Annotated in this window: 12 protein-coding genes and 4 pseudogenes; 5 read left to right on the top strand and 11 right to left on the bottom strand. The window is 31.1% G+C overall.

Annotated elements, in window-relative coordinates; genetic code table 11:
- Positions 1 to 353: 353 nt before the first annotated feature.
- The 3 genes from AC4BC3_RS12770 to AC4BC3_RS12760 all read right to left on the bottom strand — a co-directional run bounded on the left by AC4BC3_RS12770 (position 354) and on the right by AC4BC3_RS12760 (position 7,087).
- Positions 354 to 1,838 carry an AcpB/EbpR/MafR family transcriptional regulator gene (locus tag AC4BC3_RS12770; protein ID WP_490467338.1) on the bottom strand — a complete coding sequence of 495 codons (1,485 nt, stop codon included), beginning with the start codon at positions 1,836 to 1,838 and terminating at the stop codon, positions 354 to 356.
- Between the two features lie 673 nt (positions 1,839 to 2,511).
- The gene (locus tag AC4BC3_RS12765; protein ID WP_490467337.1) at positions 2,512 to 3,996 is read right to left on the bottom strand and encodes a helix-turn-helix domain-containing protein; all 1,485 of its coding nucleotides are present in this window, start codon (positions 3,994 to 3,996) and stop codon (positions 2,512 to 2,514) included.
- 607 nt (positions 3,997 to 4,603) lie between these two features.
- Entirely contained in the window at positions 4,604 to 7,087 is a 2,484-nt protein-coding gene (locus AC4BC3_RS12760) for a SpaA isopeptide-forming pilin-related protein (RefSeq protein WP_490467336.1), read from the bottom strand.
- Between the two features lie 515 nt (positions 7,088 to 7,602).
- On the opposite strand from AC4BC3_RS12760, the gene AC4BC3_RS12755 reads away from it, so the two are divergent.
- On the top strand, positions 7,603 to 9,090 hold the full coding sequence (locus tag AC4BC3_RS12755; protein ID WP_490467335.1) for a helix-turn-helix domain-containing protein: 1,488 nt from the start codon (positions 7,603 to 7,605) through the stop codon (positions 9,088 to 9,090).
- 528 nt (positions 9,091 to 9,618) lie between these two features.
- On the opposite strand, the pseudogene AC4BC3_RS12750 reads toward AC4BC3_RS12755, so the two are convergent.
- The 3 genes and pseudogenes from AC4BC3_RS12750 to AC4BC3_RS12740 form a co-directional block, all read right to left on the bottom strand.
- Positions 9,619 to 10,446, bottom strand: a pseudogene (locus AC4BC3_RS12750) (nucleotidyl transferase AbiEii/AbiGii toxin family protein).
- Positions 10,447 to 10,458: 12 nt separating this feature from the next.
- Positions 10,459 to 10,707 (bottom strand): annotated as a pseudogene (locus AC4BC3_RS12745) (type IV toxin-antitoxin system AbiEi family antitoxin domain-containing protein); the annotation flags it as partial.
- Positions 10,708 to 10,927: 220 nt separating this feature from the next.
- A complete protein-coding gene (locus tag AC4BC3_RS12740; protein WP_490467334.1) occupies positions 10,928 to 12,016 on the bottom strand; it encodes a replication initiator protein A in 1,089 nt (362 codons plus the stop codon).
- A gap of 886 nt (positions 12,017 to 12,902) precedes the next feature.
- Here AC4BC3_RS12740 and AC4BC3_RS12735 point away from each other — a divergent pair.
- Together AC4BC3_RS12735 and AC4BC3_RS12730 are read left to right on the top strand one after the other, a co-directional pair.
- The gene (locus AC4BC3_RS12735) at positions 12,903 to 13,760 is read left to right on the top strand and encodes a ParA family protein (protein WP_206911180.1); all 858 of its coding nucleotides are present in this window, start codon (positions 12,903 to 12,905) and stop codon (positions 13,758 to 13,760) included.
- Positions 13,761 to 13,764: 4 nt separating this feature from the next.
- Positions 13,765 to 14,316 (top strand): hypothetical protein, encoded by a 552-nt coding sequence (locus AC4BC3_RS12730; RefSeq protein WP_490467333.1) that lies wholly within the window; start codon positions 13,765 to 13,767, stop codon positions 14,314 to 14,316.
- A 272-nt stretch (positions 14,317 to 14,588) separates the two neighbouring features.
- Here AC4BC3_RS12730 and AC4BC3_RS12725 read toward each other — a convergent pair.
- Positions 14,589 to 14,741, bottom strand: a pseudogene (locus AC4BC3_RS12725) (tyrosine-type recombinase/integrase); the annotation flags it as partial.
- Between the two features lie 300 nt (positions 14,742 to 15,041).
- On the opposite strand from AC4BC3_RS12725, the pseudogene xerS reads away from it, so the two are divergent.
- Positions 15,042 to 15,794, top strand: a pseudogene (gene xerS / locus AC4BC3_RS12720) (tyrosine recombinase XerS); the annotation flags it as partial.
- Positions 15,795 to 16,790: 996 nt separating this feature from the next.
- Here xerS and AC4BC3_RS12715 read toward each other — a convergent pair.
- The 3 genes from AC4BC3_RS12715 to AC4BC3_RS12705 all read right to left on the bottom strand — a co-directional run bounded on the left by AC4BC3_RS12715 (position 16,791) and on the right by AC4BC3_RS12705 (position 20,431).
- Positions 16,791 to 16,964, bottom strand: coding sequence for a polysaccharide deacetylase family protein (locus tag AC4BC3_RS12715; protein WP_490467431.1), 174 nt, complete (start codon positions 16,962 to 16,964; stop codon positions 16,791 to 16,793).
- 131 nt (positions 16,965 to 17,095) lie between these two features.
- Complete coding sequence (locus tag AC4BC3_RS12710) at positions 17,096 to 18,571, bottom strand: glucosaminidase domain-containing protein (protein ID WP_490467332.1); 1,476 nt, start codon at positions 18,569 to 18,571, stop codon at positions 17,096 to 17,098.
- Between the two features lie 1,419 nt (positions 18,572 to 19,990).
- Positions 19,991 to 20,431, bottom strand: a complete 441-nt coding sequence (locus AC4BC3_RS12705) for a MarR family winged helix-turn-helix transcriptional regulator (protein ID WP_490467331.1) — start codon at positions 20,429 to 20,431, stop codon at positions 19,991 to 19,993.
- Positions 20,432 to 20,557: 126 nt separating this feature from the next.
- Between AC4BC3_RS12705 and AC4BC3_RS12700 the strand changes: the two genes are divergently transcribed.
- Positions 20,558 to 21,511, top strand: a complete 954-nt coding sequence (locus AC4BC3_RS12700) for an alpha/beta hydrolase (RefSeq protein ID WP_490467330.1) — start codon at positions 20,558 to 20,560, stop codon at positions 21,509 to 21,511.
- Between the two features lie 230 nt (positions 21,512 to 21,741).
- On the opposite strand, the gene AC4BC3_RS12695 is transcribed toward AC4BC3_RS12700, so the two are convergent.
- Positions 21,742 to 22,260, bottom strand: coding sequence for an HdeD family acid-resistance protein (locus AC4BC3_RS12695; protein ID WP_206911227.1), 519 nt, complete (start codon positions 22,258 to 22,260; stop codon positions 21,742 to 21,744).
- Between the last annotated feature and the right edge of the window lie 110 nt (positions 22,261 to 22,370).

The raw sequence follows: 22,370 nt of genomic DNA, 5'->3' as shown, positions 1-22,370 counted from the left end.
GATTGCTTAATCTTTTTTATTACTAATACACGCTCCTTTCCTATGAAACATATATCTAATTAGCAAATTCTTCTGTCTTTTTCGGAATACACTACATGAATCTGAAATACTGGATCTATAATACCCAAATACACAACTTTTACTCAGCAACATATATATTTTCATCTACTTTAGATATGACACACTCACTGCCGAGTGAATATACAATAACATTTTCAGAATCGACAGATAATCAAAAACAACACCTTAAAAAACACTTTTTTGACTGGGTTTTTTCAAATAAAAAAAATACACATACAAAAATCCGAAAAATGATTTTTGTACGTGTATTTTTTTCAAGAATATTCTTTTCACTATTCTAAATTATTCAATAGCTCTCGTTCAATTCTTCTTAAATCTCTATTTCTAATTTCTCGATTAATAGCAATGATCTTCGCATTAGGATACTCTCTATCTAGTCCATCAAGCGTATTAGTTGATAGAATAATATCCATCTCATTTTCATTATAATTCATGTCACTCGTATATACGTTAATATTATATTTGAAATTAAAATGACCTTCGACCATCTGTCTAAGTGTTTCTCTTAAAGATTTGGGTAAATCTGTTTCTAAAAGTAGATTTGTCTTTTTTTCATACATAGCTGCCTTATTAAAGTGGCTAAATATCGCCCAATAGTAAATAATTAAGTAGCTTTCTTCTAAAAAAATTTTATTATTGGTAGTTTTATACAAAATGTCTATAAGGTTGGATATACGTTTCTTTAATTCCGGGTAGTATAACTCAATCTTTCTTAAATACTGATACCCATTCAAATCAGTTAGCAAGTTTTCAAACAAACTAGCTGACATATGTGTAGCATATAAATAGGGTTCAATCTGTTTAATAAAACTTGGATTTAAAGTAAAAAAATATTCTTGAAAAAGCCTTAAAGTAGCATTTACTGAAATTGCTACACCACTTTGTTTCTCTTTCTCTTGCTCAATAATTCCAGCCATATCACTTGTCCATAAGAATATCTTCCATACTTCATAATGAAATATAATCTCATCCTCACTCAAAAAAATATCTTTTTTTAGTTCAGAAAAAGCTTCAAAAAATTTATCAAAATACGAATTGCGCTCCATTTCCCAGTCACGAATTATTTTAATATATTTTTTCTCTCTTGTTCGAATTAACGTAATTGCAATATAAAACATCATACGCCTACGCTCAATTCTAGAAACTTTTGATAAACCTTTCTTCTCATCACATAAATAATCTACTATTCTCTCTACTCTATGTTCAGAAATATTTCTAAATGGCCAACCAACCCCTTGATTAATCCTCCAATAAAACAACAACATAAAAATTCTAATTTGTTTCTCGGAGCCCTCTATTGAAAAATCTCTTCTAGCTATATCTATATTATATTGTCCAAGATAAGTTCTGATTTTTCTTATATATCTTCTTACTGTTGCTTCACTAATATAGTTATTTTGTGAATAATTTATAACAGAAATGAATGTATTAGAAAATAATTCATCCAATAAAGCAATCAAGGGACTCGTCAATAATAAATGAGATAACAATGTTTTCATATCAGTTTCTGAAGGAAGAACTAAATGAACTCCACCTCTTTTTACCCTTAATAATTGAATATTTTTATCACCATGATCCTTTACATGATCCTCTAATTTTTGCACAATTTTAGTAATCTTTTTGGTTTCTTCATTAAGAACCGATGATAGCTCTGCAGTAGAAACAAACCTATCAGCATTAAATAAATAATTAACTACTTTTATCTCTAAGTCTACTTCCTGTGTTAAAAGCCATTCCCTCGCAAGCATTCTTTCCATTTTAATTCCACCTTAATAATTTCAAACATTTTAGTACTACCCTTTTAAACGAGAAAACTTATGGCGTTAATAGTTGGTCACTGGCCTTTAGATACGGTAGCCTAATTGAAAAAATTCTTATATCTAAAAGCTATTTATTTTCTCGTTGTTATGGTTATTATTACTATTACTATTACATTTTTAATCTCTTATAAAACTAACTAGCTATCCTAAATTTTAGTAGAGAAGATGACCCTTTATGCTTTAATAAGTTTCTTTCTTTTTCAATGAGGTATGGAAAGTTTCAATACCTCAGACTTTACTTTTTTATAAATAGCTACGCTAATGTTGAACATTAGAATTTTTGGTTGAATTTATCAAGCATCAGCAGTTTAAGTATCTATACCGACCATAGTTTTAACTATTTCAAACACTTTACTTCTATCTTTAAATACAATTTGTTCTATTTCATTAAATAATTGTTCAACGTACCTCACAATTATAGAGTTTTCTGATACTTTATACTTGTGTACCTCATTCAATATTTCATCTTTATAGGTATTAAAATCTAAAATAGAATTCACCATTATCTCCCCTTTCTATGTAAACTAACCCAGTTCGAACTATTGTACTGAGTTAGTTTAGTTTATAAGAACAAAGAAAACGATTCCACCAAAACTCAACCGTAAGAAGACTAATATAAATTTCGTATAGCTATGTGAATATGAATTATTTCATATAAGGTCAAATTTCGTGAAACAGTGACTCTCAAGTTATCATTAGTGTCGTACATTCTTAAGTTGGATACTATTAAATCGGGGGTAACTTCAGGGGGGAGTTCTTCTTCAAATAAAACAGATACATTATATGTTTTTTGCAAAATGTATTCTAATATATCCCGTTGATAATTTCTTATATATGAATTTAACTCTGTTTCAAATAAAACATATATTTTTTTTTCATAGACTGTTAGTTTATTTGCTAGATAGAAAATCATACAATATCGTATATTCAATAATCTTTCCTTATCAAAAATATTGCTCTGTAAATTATTTTGCAAATCATTTATGAAAAACTTTATTCTTTCAGACAATTTTGGGACTAAGGTGTTTATATAACGTATATAAGAATTACCCAATTCATCAATTTCTAAATTTGGGCTTATTTTTACCATAGTATGTGTACTAAATAAAAACATTTTTGTTTGCTTGTATACTCTCATATCACTTATTTGAAAAAACTCTTTTTCAAATAAGTCTAAGACCACGCTTGTTTGCACAGCTTCAGGTACATAGTTAGATAGTTCCTCACAAAAGCACTCCTCCATATTTGGAAGAAAATTAAAAACTTTAAATACATCAAATAGTCCATGAAATTCATGAATATTTGATGTACGAATCAAATCAGCTTTCTCCATTTCTTGTTTAAATTTTTGAAATACTTTTCCCTCATATACATCGCTATTCTCAATGAAGTTCTTTTGTGCTATCCGTAATTTCCATATAGCTATATGATAAACTAGCTTTCTTTTTTCGATTCGATTTAATTGTTTTACATATGACCACTCATTAACAATGCTGACTATTTCATTCTCATTAATATACTCGAATGGCCAAGCATCTTTGTTCACTTTCCAATAAAATGTAAAGATCAAAAATCTTATCTTATTTTCAGGACCGATTAACGTCATTTTGTTTCTATCGATAGAAACATCTAATTTTTCTACAGATTTTTTTAGCTTTGATAAATCTTTTTTTAGTTTTGACTCACTGATAAACTTTTCTTGACAATATTTTTGAACTGACGTAATTCGTTTAAAAATAATATCATGTAATAACACAACCATAGGATTTTTATATATAAGTTCTGTTATAAACCCTCTTAAATCCGTACCATCATGATCTTCTAGAAAGTATCCCTTGCCTCTAATAAAGTCAATTGAGCTCTCATTATCTTTAAAATAAGTATCCATTTCATTTTTTAAATCCAAAAGCATCATGTTACTTTTTTTATATGTAATATTAAAATTCCCAGCTATTTCATTTGCTGGCACATAATAAGGGCGGAGTTTTAGGTATTCCAAAATAAGCATCTTTAAATAGGTATCTTTATCAATAAAACGTAAAAATTCTACATTCATTTGGGTCTCTAATTTAGATTGATTATTAGGAATATACATAAAAAACATTCTCCTTCATTATAAATGTTATGTAGAATGATACCTCAATCCAAAAAACAAAGCGAATATGTTGCATAACTATCTTAATTTAAAGTAAAAAAATGAACCTGAGATATAGACATGGTTCTCAAATGTGATAACTTGCCATCCACGAATGATTTTGAAATTAGCACTATGTATGTCCAAGCAATCTGTCTTAATACCAGAACTTTACTTCCATTAAAAATTGCTCCAAACTCATCTTATCTATATTTTTTTGATAGTTTAAAAAGAGAATTAATAGAAACAAAGAAAACGCTCCAACTAAAATTAGTATTTACTATAAAACTAATAAATGACCATTTATTTTAAAAAATTGAAGTTACCAAAAAATGTAGAGTTTTTCGAAGCAGAGAACGCTACTCGTCCATTTGATTGGTAGAAGTCATAGACAATTCTGATTTTTCTTGTTTGGAAAATCGGAATCTTTTAAAACAGAGCTATAATTTAACCATAAAAAATCGACCTCCAAAAATTAGATTTTTGGTCTAATTTTTGAAGGTCCGATTAATAAAGACATCTTTTTATATCTCAAATCTTCTAGCATTTATTTACTATAAAATTTAGTTTAATGTTTTTTGCTCTTGCGTAAACTAAATACTGCTAATCCAATAAATGCTAACCCAATGATAATAACAATTGGATTACTTCCGGAATCACCTGTCTTAGGAAGAGAGCCACCGCTTGATTGATCTGAACTTCCATTTGGCTTATTACTTGATGAACCTGTTGTTAAATCATTTTTTGATTCTGTTGTACTTGGTTCTGTCGTACTTGGTTCCGTTGTACTTGGTTCTGTTGTACTTGGTTCTGTCGTGCTTGGTTCCGTTGTACTTGGTTCTGTCGTACTTGGTTCTGTCGTGCTTGGTTCCGTTGTACTTGGTTCTGTCGTACTTGGTTCTGTCGTGCTTGGTTCCGTTGTACTTGGTTCTGTCGTACTTGGTTCTGTTGTACTTGGTTCTGTTGTACTTGGTTCTGTTGTACTTGGTTCTGTTGTACTTGGTTCCGTTGGAATAAGTGTATTCTTTTTCGTCACTTTTACGTCTGTATCATCATCTTTATAAATCGTAAACGTAATTGGTGTCTCATCCAATTCATATCCATCTGGAGCTTTCGTCTCAATAAATTTATAATTACCCGGTTCTAAGTCCGATACATGGATTAGGCCATTTTCATCTGTAATTAAATTTTCATCAAGTACTGTTCCATCTTCTTTAACAAGTTTGAACTCTGCACCAGCCAATGTTTTATTACTTTCACTTGATACTTTTTTCAAAGTAACTGACCCGGTTATAGGTACATTAAGTTTATTAGTGGCAGTTAAATTAATAGCTGTTTCTTGCCCTTCTGTCACAATAAATGGAATTGGTGATTCATCTAAAACGTAGCCATTCGGAGCTTTTGTTTCAACAAAGGCATAGTTTCCTGGTGACAGTATCCCCGAATTAATAAATCCCTTTTCGTCAGTAACAAGATTTTCGACAACTGTATTTCCTTCAGCATCAACTATTTTAAATTCTGCACCAGCTAAAGGATTTTCATTATCTGCATCTATTTTATAAAGATGTGCACTACCATCTAGTGTTGTTGTAGTATCCTTACTAGATATATTTGTTCCACTGTAATTAAAATATGCTTTGTTTACAATTGTTTCTCCAGGCACAGCATCAGGGTTTTCAAAATGAACTTTAAAAGAAACTTTAACGCTCTCACCTGCTGGTAAATCTTTCAACAATTCATAAGATACACTATTTGTTTCTGAATCATATTCTACATCAGATAAATACCCACTGGAGTTATCAGTTGTAGAAACAAAAGATAGAAACTCTGGTAGTGGATCTGTCAATTTCGTGCCAGCAGTTGTTTTACCCACGTTATTCTTAAATGTTAAAGTATAAATCAGATCCCCTGAATTGACAGCTAATGTTGATTGAGAGACTTCTTTATTTAAAGTTACTGAATCAAATTGTACTTCTTTTAATGCCATGTAAGTACCAGATTGTCTGATTTCTTCTCCATTACTAGTTAATACTGCATTATTTAAACGAGATCCAAATTCATCTGGTGTAAAATCTCCATCAATATTCTGTGCATACATGAGAACATAGCTATCGTTGGGAGTTAAATTTCCAAAGTCAACTGTAAATCCGCTATCTGTTAAAAATATTTTATCAGAAAACTCTGTAGTAACATATTCCCAACTATTTGGAATCCCATTTTCATCTCTACCATTAACTTTTGCAATTCTAAAGTGGTTAATGACTGTACTATCCCCAGTTGCAGGAATATATTTATCTGGATCTGTCAAATAAGTACCTTCTGGTATCGTATCTACTATTTGAACATTATCCAAACTCTGCTGATTATAGTTCACTATAATTGCAAATTTATTCCTTGATGGGTTATTAGGATCTAAGATGGCTGAATCATGTCCATATAATTCTTCATATCCTCCATCAGTTATAGCAAACTTACTCAAAAGTGGGTTACCAGGTGTTATAGTACTCACCTGTGATACCGTTTTGTCACTACTAATAATATTATTTCCCATATACAGATCTGAACTAAACTCCACTTCATCTGGATAATTATTATTAGGATCTGTCGAATTCAAGTAAGGTGCTTTAAACAAAATTTTAACAGTGTTACCTTGGGCATCATGTGGATCATATTTTGTGTGATCATATGCAATATTGATAATATAGTTTCCCTCATTATCCTCTTCCAAGGCTGGATCAGCTAAATAAAAAGGATCATCAATAACGATGTTATTCATCATGTACTCTTTGTTTGAAACAATAACTTTAGGAATTGCAACCTTAATAACTCCATCTTCCGTAATTGTACCCGCTGTCGATGCCATTGACACATCAACCTGAACGTTACCACTCGGATAAATCGGATTTGTAGCAGTAATTGTCACTCCAGGATCATCTCCCGCAACTTTAGGAGTGGAATTTTCTGCAAATGCCATTCCCATAAACCCAAATTGGCTCATTACAATAACAATTATAGAAAGCAAATATGAATACTTCGGCAATCTCTTTTTCATTTTTTTCCTCCTTAATATTTATAGTCATTAACTATATAATAAGCAGATTATATCTTATGAAATCAATGAAAAAAGACCTATTTATGTACTATAGAAGTACCTTATAAGAACAATGAATTCCACTACAATAAATAAAAAAGCATATGGTATCTCTGCTATTCAAATCTATATTGAATAACAGAGATACCATATGCTTTTTTATTGACTATTTTAAATAAACTTTCTAGTATATACTTAATAACTATCTTGAAAAAAAGAAATTTTTCTAGTGAAGAATTTCTTTTTGCTATATTTATTAGCAACAAAATAGGTATTATTTGAACAAAATTATATTTATTTGCTTATAAACTATTCATTTTTTCATTGAACAATTTAACTCTATTTATGCTCTGTTGCTACTCACCCACTTAAAACTAGCAAACGTCCATGTTTTTGTCCATGCTCTATTGATGACTTAGTAATACATACTTATTTGCTTTTATAATATCTTTTCAAAAAGAAATGTGAGGATTACAATGGAAAATTTCAATAAGATTTTGGGAAAAGAGGTCCAAAAAAAAACTGAATTATTATCTCTGTTATATAAACAACCTACTATAATTACCACTAATGAATTGAGTAAAAAATTAAAGATGGATCGCCGATCTATTTATAAGTATTTTGGTTTACTATCAAAGCTCCCATATGTTCAAGAGAATAATGGTATTTTGGTTGAGAAACACGGTCAAGGATATAAATTTAACGGGACAAAAAAAGATTATAAAATTCTTTCTACACAGATTATACAGGAAAGCCCTTTCTTTAAATTGATTGAAAATATTTTAACTAATACGCAAGTAAATATTGTCCAATTTGCTTATGATAATTTTTTATCGGAATCTCTGGTTAATAAAAAACTATCCTTACTAAGAAAGCATCTAAATACAATGAATCTTGATTTAAAAAAAAGACAGGGAATTGTGAGATTAGTCGGAGATGAAGAAAAAATTCGATTTTTAATCGTTTCTTTTTTTTGGAGAAACTACAATGGTATCGATTGGCCTTTTGCAGGTATTTCAAAAGCTAATTGTAAAAAAATAATATCTACTATCTATACTCAAAATGGCATTGAAGTACCTCCTGCTAAAATGGAGCTAAGTTGCTATATTTTAGCAACAACTATTCTAAGATCTAAAAAAGGAGGTACAATAATCAATCAACATCTTAATACGTTAACCAAGACCTTTTTCCTTTCGGATAATTTTTTCATTAAAATAAAACATTTTAGTCGTTCTATGTATGAACATCTATCTCCTAAATATCATTTAAAAAGAGAAGACATCGAATACTTGACAATCCTAGCTTGTCGAGAACCTTTTTTTCTAATGCAAATTTTTAAAGATGTTAATACTATTTCTGAAGTTTTTAATAATAAAAATCTATTAGAATTATTATTATATTCAGATGATATCGAAAGGAATTTTACTTACTCTAATTTCCAAACAAAAAAAATTTTCATTAGTAGTATTATTGCCGCTTTTGTTTCAGCTGAAACAATCGGAAAAGTTGATTATACTATCTCTGGTTATAATATTAATAAATATATTCATAAAAATTATCCTACCATTAAACCAATAATCAATGCTATTTTAGATGAAAATAATGTATACAGTGAAGATTCTAATAAACGTTCAAGTTTAATTACCCCTTTAGCGTCTTCTTATGCCTTACTTATATCACCATCTAAAAATCAAAAGCTCATTAAAATTAAAATTGAAACAGATTTATCTCAAAGTTTAGAAACTTTGATTATTGAAAGAATTTCAGATGCATTCAAAAGTTTTTACCATCTAGAGCTTAATAGCTCAATCCCAGAATCAGAAGCTGCATTTTGTTTATGTACAAACTATAGGTCATTAGATTTTATTAATATCGATACACTTTTGATTGACGCACAAGTTTCTTTTAAAGATTTCATAAACATCCAAAATAAAATTAAAAGTATTTTAAGTAAGCATAAATGATACGTTCCTTCCCCCACCTCAAACATTAGTCGAAAAGACTAACGTTTGAGGTGTTTTTATATGACAAAATTTCGATTTAAATATCAAAATTACTAAATTTACTACAAAATTCATCAATAATCAACATTGTTCGTATGACATACTCTGCTATTCAAAGATTGCAAAAGAACAAAATATTACGAGAAAAACCGTATATAGAATAAAAAAAGACAGCGTGATTAATGACGAGTAATCAACTAAAAGCGACAAGGACAAGGGCGCGTAGTGTGCCATTTACCCTTGTCCTTGTCGCTTTTTGATGATAAAAGGCAACTTGTTGCCGGTCTGGCAAATCAATAAAGAAATAGCGAACAGGAACGAACCTTTTGGTGAGAGAAAGTTTTTTCTATTTTGTTTTGCAAGGCAAAACACCTTATCTTAGTGAACGTGCAACGTTCACTTCCTTTTTTCTCGAACGGCGGTGGCGGTTGGAGTGAGAGAAAGTTTTTTCAATTGAGAAGGCGTTTGTGCCTTCCTAAACAGGCCTTTTCATTTCTTCCTGTTTCTATGTAAAACAAAAAGCATTGTCTCTTCGTACGTGATTGACGCAGCATAAGGATTACTATTTTGATATTTCTTCCAGGTATCTTTTAGCTCGTGACTATTTTTCAGTACATCCATATCCTTCTCGTAATAAGTCTTTAACGGATCCGTTTTTCCTCGACGTGTAAATGTATTTCTCACACTATCTTTCAAGGTCTTTTCGTCGATTTTCTCCATTTTAGGAATAGTATAGAGATCATAAAAATCTTTTCCTCTCGAATTATCTGTTAAAAAATCAAAGGTTGCACTTAATTTTTCGGCAATAATTTGTTCTGTAGGATAGGATTCCTAAAGAATCGTTCGATACTCAAACATCAATTTGTGGCTGTGAGTGATTGTTTTAGGATAGATCGAATCACCTGTAGTCATATCTACCTTAAAATCTGGCCGCATGTTTTACAAATGTGCCAGCACACGTAAGCTAAATCCTGGATAGTAATCGGCTTCTCTCGTTTCTTTCATCTCTTGAATCTCAATTTGAATGCCTTCTTTCGTTGGCGTCGAAAAAATGTCGTTTAGAACCATTGTCAATGTCTCTTTGGTTACTTTCATTTCACGTAAGGTCGTATCAATGTCTTTGGTTGTGCGATTTTCAATGCCATATTTTGAGCCAATTAAGAAACTGCCTTTTAACACAAAATTTTCACGATAAGGAGACTCCGATATTTTTTCCAAGAATTTTTCCATCATAAAATGTCTTAAAACAAGTTGCGGATCAACTTCTTTTTCTCTGGAAATATTTTTCACTTTTGCTTTTAACTGTGTAGGTGTTATGTATCTTCTCCTTTAATTTAAAGCCATAATATAAGAACGCATCGATTTATCTGTTGGTAAAATTCGTCGATACTCATTCAATTTTCTAATATTTTTTCTGTCCGACGCCATGTAGTTTTTAACTGCTTTTACTTTGATTTCATCCTCAACGTTATACCAGGGATTCCAAATGTCACATAAGGTTCTTTCTGGATCATAGGCTATAACAGGATTATTGTAACGACTTTTTACTTCGATCTTACCTAATTCATACCATTCCGCAAATAACCGAAGAAGAAAAAGAAGATCTCTTTCGGCAATTAGTTCATTTCAAGTATTGGACTAATTTTTACGTTAAAATCGTCATGGATTTCACTTAGATCATACCTTTGACTATCAGCTAAGTGAAATTGGCGGTAGTAGGGTATGTTCTTTTCACATGTCTTAATTCAACAAGGAATGCCAAAATAATCTATCATCTTCTTTGAACTTGTTAGAACGGCTAAGCTTTAACAGAATTTTTTAATTCTTCTTCAAGCCAATTTTTTGTTGTCGCAATGGAATTTGAATGATTCGTTTGCAATGCAGCATATTTTGCTGGATAACAATGTTCAATAAACCAATTTCTCACATAAACAAAAATCAAATTTTGCTTATTCTCGATTTTTTCAGTCTTAATTCGTTGGTATGCTTTCAACAAAGTAGTGTATAGTTCTGTCTCTGCATTGATTCCATAACTTTCTAGGTCTTCAAAGATTAAAACGTCCCCATTATTTAACTGCTGTGCTTTATGTTTGGCATTATGGATTGTTTTGATTGTTTGCTGTGCTTCAGCGTAAGTGTCAGAAAATACTTTTATCAATTCTAGAACATGTTCGGGAACAAAGGTATCGATACTTTCATCGCTCATAATGGTTGAAAGATTGTCTAACAACAATTTATTTTGTAAAGCGTCTTTTTCAGTGTCTATATAGTGTCTATTAGTGTCTAAAGAATTAATAGAATATAATAGATTGTCTGCGATTTTCGCATTTACGGTGGAAGCCTTGATATCATTGGCTTTTTCCGTATTTGCGATTTTCGCATTTACGGTATAATCGTTGTCATAATAGTCTTTTGCCGTACTTGCGATTTTCGCATTTACGGTGGAGCTTTCAGTTTCTTGAGATGGCGGTGAAATTTGGTCACTTTCTGTAATTTTGAAAACATCAGTAGAAGTAACTTCTGCTTTACCTAGATAAAGTCGATTAGGCGTTGTTTTTATTTGGCCATTTGTTGTGTTGATACGCCCCTTTTTTTGTTTTAAAAGATTTACTTTTTCTAATTCTTTTTTTATTTTTGCTACTTTTCCTTCTCTGCAATGTAGAAGTTCCATTAATTCTGCCACGGTATAGATAAAATAAATATTATCATCGGAATCTACCCAGTTATTTTGAACAGAATGATCGAAACGATCTTTTAGCAGCATATATGCAATTTTTGCGTCATTGGATAATTGCACATATTTTTCGTTTGTAAAAAAAACTTTCGGCATTTGGTAATATTTTTCTCGATAAACTTCTTTTGATTTATAGAACTGAAATTCTGACATATCAACCCTCTACTTTCAATCTAGTAATTTATGTACTCTGTTTGAAAAATAGCAAATAAAAATAGAAAAAGCAATGTGCCAAAAACACATAAATTAATTAGTTACTACCTTTTGTTGGCAATAACATCGATTAAGTACTACCAAACAAAGCTATTAGTTACTACCAGTTTAAAAAAACATTTTCTATTAAGCACTACCTTTTTTAGGTAGTGCTTAATAATCTATGTAGATTAAATACTACCATTTTTTTCTTTAAGGTACTACCTCTAACCATAATTACATACTACCATTTTAAGGTAGTGTGTAATTATAAAGCCTTATGTTTATTAGTTAAGGATATTTTGGTTCTAATTAAGTACTACCATTTTATTTAGATTGTTTAATTATCTACTACCTCCTTTTAAAAAAAAAGGAATTAAGTACTACCTTTTAGTTATAGGTAGTACTTAATCGTTATAATTAAGTACTACCTTTTTTATATGGGAGACTTTCTTTTTATGAAATAGGTACTACCATTACACGTAATTAGGTACTACCTAACTGATCATATTTTCTTAATTAAATACTACCTTACATTAATTAAATACTACCAGTACAAAAAAGGTAGTACATAATTTTTAAGAAGTTACTTTATAGACTGCAAATAAAAGAATAAATAAAATCAACAAACTTTATCTGCTTAGTTAACGCCTAATTTTTAGATTGAATAGTTAGCAATACTACCTGTGTAGGTAGGCGATTTATCAATGATTTATAGGTTGCTATATTGAATACTACTAATTTAAGGTAGTATTCAATATAAACATTTTGGGTAGTATTTATTATTTGTGATATACTAAAATAAATCAATTAAAGTAGTATCTAATTAAAAGAAAAGAGGTAGGACATGGTAGCGAAGAAATATGTTATTGGTAATTTCAAAGGTGGGGTTGGAAAAAGCACTTGTGCACAAATGTTAGGTTTCGAATCTGCTGTTCATGAAAATAAGCGCACACTCATTATCGATTTAGATATGCAAGGGAATACTTCAGACGTGATGAATTTAACACACATGAATTTTCCAGCAGATGAAGGCGGGGGAGATGGCACACCGATTGCTTATGAAAATACTGTGACCGATGTACTCATTAATGATTTGCCAGCAGAAGAAGCTGTCTACAAAGTAATTGATAATTTATATATTTTGCCAGCAGATATGTCATTTGAAATGTATGATGATTGGGTGAAAGAACATTTCAGCGATTCTTTATCACAATTTAAGTATATGGAAGAAAGACTACAGCCATTATTCGATCAATTTGAAGTTATTTACTTAGATGTACCTCCTTCTATTTCAGTTTATAGTAAGTCAGCTATGTACATTGCCGATTGGGCCATTGTTGTTTTGCAAACCCAAGTTAAATCTATGAGAAATGCAATGCAATATTTGGAATATATGGACTTTTTTGTCAAAGAATTTGATACAGAGCTATATGTTGCAGGGGTCATTCCTTTCATGCTAGAAAGTGGTGACGCTGTTGATCAAGAAATGTATAAGCAAGCACAAGAAATTTATGGTGAACATTTAATTAAAAATGTGGTATTAAAAAATGCGCGTTTGAAGCGTTATGACGGCTCGGGAATTACTATGGAAAAAACGAAAAAAGGTTTATTAAAACAATGGGATAGAAAAAGCCATGAATTGTTTATCAACATATTAAAAGAACTGGAAGAGCATGAAAATTGGTATGCGGAGGTGAACTAATTCAATGGCAGATATTAAAGGGTTAGATATTTTTGGGAATAATAAAGGGCTTGCTAAAATAAAAAAAGAAGCGGAAGCAAAGAAAAAGCAACCAGTGGTTAAACCTAAAGTAGAAGCAAAGCCAAAAGAACAAAATAATAATTTGAATAATGTACCTACAAGTCAAAATCAATTGAAGCAGGAACATGCAAAAAAAGCAGGAGCCCCTATTAGGAAATTTGATAAAGTCTACTCTGCAAAGCATCCATTGAAATTATCAACGTTACTCAATGCAACTTCTAGAGTTTTAGTTGAAAAATATGAAACGAGTATGACGCGTGATGAATTGCTGAGAAAGGCCTTAGATGAGTACATTAAACAAAACTTGACACAAGAAGACAAGCAAGATTTATTTAATGACGTGAACAAAGAGTTGGATTTGTTTCGAGAAAAGTATCCAATTATTCCAGAGTTAGATAGTAATGGCAAGATTATTCGCTCTGCCAAACAAATTGAAAAAGATACAAAGGAATCAATCCAAAGTAATTGGGGAATGAATTCTAAATCAAGAAATTAAAAATAAGATACTACCTAATAGAGGTAGTATCTTATTTTTTTACTCAATCTTGAAAACTAGAATAAGAAAACTCGCTTTAGTATTAGCGCCGATAATTAATCATAGTTTGATAGTAGCTAAAAATTTTTTTTGCTTCTCAAGATAAAAAATTTTGTGTTGTTCAATAATATCATGAAAAAACTCTACTATTATGTAGAAGGTTTTTATGCTCTTAAAAATATGTTAGCTGCTCTTCATCCACTAAATATTTCATAATATCGTAAGTGAATTTTTCATATGCCAATTTTAAAGTCTGCTAGTGAAGCACCAATTTCATCTTCTGTAATTCCAATGTATCTTTTAGTGATTGCCTGAGAACTATGATTAAAAATAAACATCAGTGTAGCAATATCGTGTGTTCGTTTGTAGTAATGGTAACCAAAAGTCTAATGAACTTAAAAGAATTAAAAAACAAAACGTTAATAAATGCGAATTTTAGTTCATGATTTTACATAAAATAGTGAACTCAGAATATTTTATATTTATCTGTACATTAATTTGTAATATACATAATAGAAGATTTCAGAATGGGAGGAGAGGCAGAATCATTAGATTCCCTACAGATACGGATTGCTACGCAATATAAAGCCTACCTTCTTAGCAGAAAAAAACAAAATTAGAAACAGGTCAATAAGGATGGCTCTCCAAAGGAATCCACTGCAACTTTGTCAAAAGTAACAATCTAGCGAAATATTACTGCATTAAAGGTTTTATTTAAGTATCTATCGGAAAGTCACAATAATGTAATCGGCAAACCTTACCTGTCTCACAATATTATGCAGGAAATATCAAATGTGACTGAAAGACAAACACTTCAAGCTAGAGCAGATTTGCTAGAAGAAAAGCTGTTTCTCGGCAATGAAACTGAAGAGTATTTGAACTATATTAATGATGTTTATCCTAGCACTCTCTCACCGCAAGCGATGAAGTACTATAAACGGGACCGAGAAAGAGACCTTGCAATTAATGCATTGATGTTAGGTAGCGGTCTTCGATCATCCGAAGTAGTCAACTTGAATGTCGATGATATTAGTTTTGAACAAAATCGAGTTTCAGTCGTCCGTAAAGGTGACAAAAAAGACTCAGTTAGGATTGCATCTTTTGCAATGGAATACTTAGCAAATTATCTAACTATTAGAGATTCACGTTATCACCCAGATAAATACGAAACAGCATTCTTCGTCTCAATTAGCAAAGGTATAGCTAAAAGAATTACGGGATCAGCAATCGAAAAAATGGTGGAGAAATACTCTTCTGGATTTAAAGTACGTGTAACGCCGCATAAGCTTCGCCACACGCTTGCTACAAGATTATATAAGCAATCTGGAGGAGATTTGATCCTAACTGCTCAGCAACTAGGACACAGTTCAACACTTACGACGAACTTGTATGTCCACGTGGAAAACAATACAATTACAGATGCATTGAATTCTTTATAAAGCTCAACAAGACATAAGTAAAAAGTTTAAAAAGAAAAAATAGAGCTACCACAATACTTCTGTGGTAGCTCTTATCATTCAAGTAACTATGCTTTATTTTTGCAGTTACCTATTAACCGATGGCTCATTGCAGATTTTTAGATTCAATTATCTAGAAATATTAATCAAGATCCCTCACATTTAGTTACTACTGAGAGTGAAAAAGAAGAAATCAAGCATTTATTGGCACCTGATTTTACAGAAGACGATCAACAAACTGAACAAAATGGTTTATTCCAAACCTATACGAAAGAAATAAATGATGTCTCGATCCAAATAGACAAGGAAAACAAGAAAACAACGATTCAAAGTGATCAGTATAAAAAAAGAATTCTCTTGGGTAGACGATCAAGGTAACCGCCTCGTGGATGCTAATCAAGTAGAATATAGTTTTAGTAAAGAATAATATTTCTAAAACTCGTAACAAAGGCGCATGGGGTATGGATCTGTTTATTTAATTGATGTATTTCCTCTTATTTTACATAATCGCTACGATAAGTATCCGTACTATCAAGCCAATTTTACCTTAACTTTGTGAAATTCTAATTTCTAAAAATAACTTGCTTGTTATATTTACGGTATTTTTTAAGCACATTTCATGGATAAGTACCCACTCAAACAACCGAAACTGCCTTAAAATCACTATTTATTAATTGTTTAAACAATTATTTGTCTTTAAACTCATACAATATGGTTAATATTCTGGAACCCAATGCAAACCAAAGGCTCCCGACACTTTAAACAATATATTTGATACCAGCAAAGACATTGCGGATCTTGAAATTTTAGCAATGTAAAAACATATTAACGAAGTTTGTCTTCCAATCTTCAAAATCTACAGATCATTGAATAAATGGTCTATTAACGGCAAGGGTATTTTCACTCGTAATAGAGCCATAGGGTGCTTGTTTACCAGTTACTTTTTTAATAGCATCATTGGTACTTTGATTTTCATGATCATAAAGTATGATTTCCAATCTCATGACCTTCTTCTGATGCTTGTTTAACGATTTGAGAATATTTTTCTGTATTTTTTCCTAATAGAAAAAATGTAACATGCACATCTTTAGACTTTAGAATTTCAAAAAGTTGTGGTGTAGTCGATTGTCTAGGTCCATCATCAAAACTAATTGCTACACTTTTATTAGCTTCATTACTTGAATTATCATTTTCAATTGAATTTGAAAAAATATTTTATAATTATTTATTTTCATGATACAGATAACAGATTCGTAGTATAAATAAAAAAAAGGTCTTATTCTTTAGAATAAGACCTTTTCTGGATCAACCAATTGTGATTGACTTAAACTATGATCTAAACATAATTCAAAATGTAAATGGCTACCTGTGCTATTTCCTGTCGAGCCAACATAACCAATGATCTGACCTTGTTTTACTTTATCACCAACCTTGACTTGATATTCTTGTTGGTGCGCATATAAAGCCGTTGTACCGTCTTCATGCTCAATAGCTACATAATTTCCCCATGATGGGTGAAACTCTGCTTTAACGACCGTTCCTGCTTTGCTGGCATAGATTGGCTCGCCTTGTGCTGCTGCCAAATCTAATCCTCTATGAAATTCTCCCCCACGAGTACCAAATGGACTAGAAATCGTATAGTTTTTCACTGGTACAATATAGCCTTCTTTACTTAATTGTGGTCCTGCGACTTCCTTGTCGTAGTCCGTTAAATGGTAGGTCTCGATTAAACCATTTAATTTTTGATCGTATTTCGTATCAGTTGCATATCTGCCAGTTAAGAATTTGGTTGCTTCTTGATAAGTTTTTGCGTTTGTTTTCCATACACCACTATAAAATTGACTATTACCAGTCAAACCTTCTTTAAGCAACTGTGCATAATCATTTAAGCTATCTTCATAGTTTTCATACTGTCTAAAAGTGGCTTGTGTGGTGTAAAGAGTGCCGTTACCTAAATCCTCTTGTGTGGCAAAAGAAACACTTTTTCCGTTATGCGTACCTTTTATTCCAAATAAATTGTAGTTTGGTGCTTGTGCTAACTGACTTTGACCGCTAGCTGATTCCAAAATGGCTTGCGCAATTATGACAGAAGCGTATAAATCGTTTTCCTGTCCTACTTTGCGAGCAGATTCGCCGATTTTTCGGACAAAGCTTTCTACGGACTCATCTTTTTCAAAATGAATGTTTCCTTCAGCCGTTTCTTTGCTTGAAGGAACTAATTCTTGAATAGGCGCAGTTGGCGTTTGGTGATACGGTTTTGACTCGCTTTCTGCTGGGTTAGCTTGCTGCTCTTCATTTGGTGCTTTTATTTGATTGTTTGAAGGTTCAGTTGTTGACTGAGTCTGTGATTCATTCGTAGAACTACCAGTATTCGGCTTTTCTGGTTTTGATTCACTTGGCTTTGTTTCGCTAGGTTTGGTTTCATCTGGTTTAGACTCACTACTGGATTCCGTTGTACTCGTTGAATCTGTTGTACTGTCTTCTGTAGGCTTTTCAGCCGATTCTGTTGTAGATGTCGTATCCTCAGGTGTACTTTGATCTGTACTACTTTCTGTGGAATCAGTCGTTGTGTGCGTAGTAGATGTTCCTGTTTGTTCATCACTACTTGAAGTAGATTCTTCAGACTGATTATTCATCGTGCTAGATTGACTGGTTGGTATTGAAAGCTGTTCATCTGCTAATACCTGTAACGGTGTTGTCAATAGCATTTGAGAAAGAAGAACAGCAGAAGCTATTTTTGAAATATGTTTTTTTTTCAATTTTTTTTCCTTCCTTATTGCATTTAAGATACTTTTTTTGTAAAAATCTATCTAAGCTTTATCTCTTATTCAAATATGTCAATAGAATAGATAGCTTTTTTTCTGTGAAGTGTCTATTTTACTAGGAGAATTTTTGCTTTCACTTCCCTTATCTTCACCATTGGTATAAATATTGATCTGTTTCACATTTCAAAGACTTGATATTAATAGTAATCATAGAACTCAGATTATATAATAGATTTAGGTATTTCTTTATTTAAATATTATATCCAAAATTTCTTGATTAATTTCACGAAATCTATTTCTAGAAGATTAATCAAGAATGTTTAGGTAAGGTATCTCTAAAATTTTGTTTTAAAATTTCATTTATTTAGCCATCCATTTGATTTTGTAATTCCCTAACATAATAGAATAGTTTGAAATTTTTTTACAATTTATTTTCGGGACCAGAATCACGAACCTTGCAAAACACTAATTTTTATAAATCAAGGTAGATTCAATCTGATTAGCCATATTTACTTCCTACTAGTTGAAATTTTCTAGTCTGACATATAGAACCAATATTTTTTTATTGTTAAGAATGGTGCTGTAAACATATATTATCATTCTGATGATTTGGAAATAATCAAAATACGTATTTAGAATAGTACTTTATTGAGCAAATCAGAATTCTATGCTTTCTTATATATATATTGGCATCCACACTATTTTTTAACTATTATCATTTCACATGCAGTATTTTAAGAATTGGAGCTAATACTGCGGTAATGTCATTCCGATAGCTTCTTTATTCATTATTAATGTTATATTAGGAAGAATCGGGACATTGCTTTCTTTTATGAGAAAGCTAAAAATATAAGTTACTCTTCACGTCAGTTTCAATTTTCTCAACGTTCTCGATATACCTTTCGGATGTTCTTATTCGAATACCGCCTAAAATACTTTATTTAAATAATTCTTTAGGAATTTTCAATTGATTTAGCACATCTATGTCCCCTTTTCTCCTTTAACTGCAACTTTCAACATAATATTCTTTGAGCTAAGCTATCTACTTTTTTAATCTTTAAAAAAACATTTTCTAATTCTCTTCTTTTATGTATTACAAAAACATATGTTCTTAATGATAAAGAAGAAGTAGCTAAATACACAAAAGAAGAAGTAATCTATTACCTTACTTCTTCTTTCAATTTATAAGATTAATTAGTATATCACTTTATTGTAACTTTAAAAACAGCAAACTCTTTTAGAGTGAGGGTCTGCAGATTAGTTATACGGAACCTTTTTTAAGTTCCATTCTTTAATATTAACAAATAATCATTAAGCATAAAATGCCATCTGACTACAACTTCCATATTTACTTTTCACCCTTAAAAATGTCCTTTTATAGTTTTAGAGCGTGCTTACACATATAATAAAAAATTATCCATCTTTTGTATCTTCATGCAATCGCTCAATTAATCGTGTCAACTCATTCATTTCTAAATCGGTTAAGCTTGAATGATTTAAAAGAATAGCAGGAAGATCGTAAGAATCTTGTCTTTTCTGTTTACCAAAATCTGTGATAGTCACTAACACAATGCGTTCATCATCTGTATTTCTTGTACGTTTCACTAATCCATGTTGTTCCATCCTCTTCAATAATGGAGTCAGTGTGTTACTTGATAAATCTAACTTTTCACCTAATGCTTTTATGGATAAACAATCTACATCATAAAGAAGAACTAAAATCAGATATTGAGGATAAGTCAATCCATTTTTTTCTAAAGAAGGATTATACATACGCTGAACGGATCGAGATGTAACATAAAGCAAAAAGCACAGATGATCACTTAAAGGGGTTAATTTTTTTTCATTTTCCATTACATTACCTCCTTATCTACTGATTCATTAGTTTAAAACAAAAAAGTAACTCACACAAGCTTTTATCTTTGACGATTAAATCGTGTGAGATTATAATAAAAATATAAATTAAAGGAGTGATTGATTATGGAAAAACAAATTTCATTAGAAAAAGAAGCGATTGATTTTAGCGAGGCAAATGCCCCACATCCACGTATCTATGAATTAGATCCAAAAGATGGACGTGCATTACTCGAAGAGGTACAAGAATCTCCTGTTAATAAATATAATGTAGATATCGAAGATCAACTGATGGATACTGGAAAATATGGCTCAATCAATGTCCGGTTTATTCGACCAGCTGGCAATTATACTACTCTACCTGTAATTTTTTATATCCATGGTGCGGGTTGGGTATTTGGTAGTGCCAAAACACATGATAAATTAGTGCGAGAATTAGCTGTTCGAACGAATTCAGTTGTGGTATTTCCAGAGTATACATTATCTCCAGAAGCAAAATACCCAACAGCCATTGAACAAAACTACGCAATTTTACAACAATTACCAACAATTTCAGAAGCAAAAAAAATGGACATTTCCCGTTTAACTGTAGCAGGTGACTCTGTTGGTGGAAATATGGCCACAGTAATGACGATTATGACAAAACAACGTAATGGCCTGACAATCAACCAGCAATTATTGTATTATCCTGTAACAGACGCGAATTTTAACACGGAATCTTATAACGAATTTGCAGAAAATTATTTCTTAACAAAAGAAGGTATGCAATGGTTCTGGGATCAATATACAACTGATGAAAAACAACGTGCAGAAATCACTGCATCACCTTTGCGAGCAACTCTTGATGAACTGAAAGGATTGCCAAAAGCAATGATTTTAAATGGTGAAGCAGACGTTTTACGTGACGAAGGTGAAGCTTATGCACGAAAATTACGTGAAGCTGAAGTTGACGTCACACAAGTCCGATTTCAAGGAATGATTCACGATTTTGTGATGGTTAATGTATTGGATCAAACAAAAGCAGCAAGAGCTGCGATGACTTTATCTACGGAATGGATCAATCGTAACAATAATCAATAGGAACTTCTTGAACATACAATAAGCAAAAAGCTCAGCAAAGTGTAACCTTGCTGAGCTTTTTCATAAACGTCATAATTGTAATCAAATAATGCGAAAGAGAGTGGAATAATAATCAGAATTTTTTCTGATTAATATGTACCTACCCCCAAAAGTTAGACAGAAAAAGTTAACTTTTGGAGTTCACTACACTCCTCCACTCTCTTTATTTAAATTATATATCTATTGTTTGGTTAAAAAGCAAAGACAATTTCTTCTATACCTAACACTAAAAAATAGAAGCCTAGTAAAAAGCTTGCTGTGATTGCTGAAGAAATTGGATCAAATAATAAAGAGATACCAATAAAAATTCCGATAATATTAATAACTAGTGAAAATATATATCGAGATTTACTAAATTCTTTCAAATAGGAAGAATTAAATAAGTAGAAAATTGAATTAACAATAAACCAAATAGCAAAAACATAAGGTAAAAGGAGTAATCCTTGCCAAATATGAAGTGCTAATCCAATCCCCATAATAAGATAAATAGTTCCTAGAATAATATTATTCGCTTTAGTATTTCCAAAGAAACCCGTTGTTTCATTCAAGTTAACTAATAAAACTATGCCTTTTAAAGTTAATATGATACTTACCAAAACTACAATAGAAGTTAAACTACTTACAGGGTTCCTAAAGGCAATTAATGAAGCCCAAATTGATAATATTCCTAATAAAAATAAACTAAATTTAAACTGATGTTTTTCTTGCATCTAAACACTCCTATTCTAATGTAATGATTACATTATCTAGAATTCAAGAGTTTGTTGAAAGAAAAAAATACACTTTAATCGTGTATTTTTTTCTCTTTTTTCTATTCTCT

The organism is Enterococcus sp. AAFC-DPL-6103 (genome assembly GCF_058216595.1).
The sequence above is the reverse complement of the archived record's forward strand: the minus strand, read 5'-3'. Positions and strand labels throughout refer to the sequence as shown.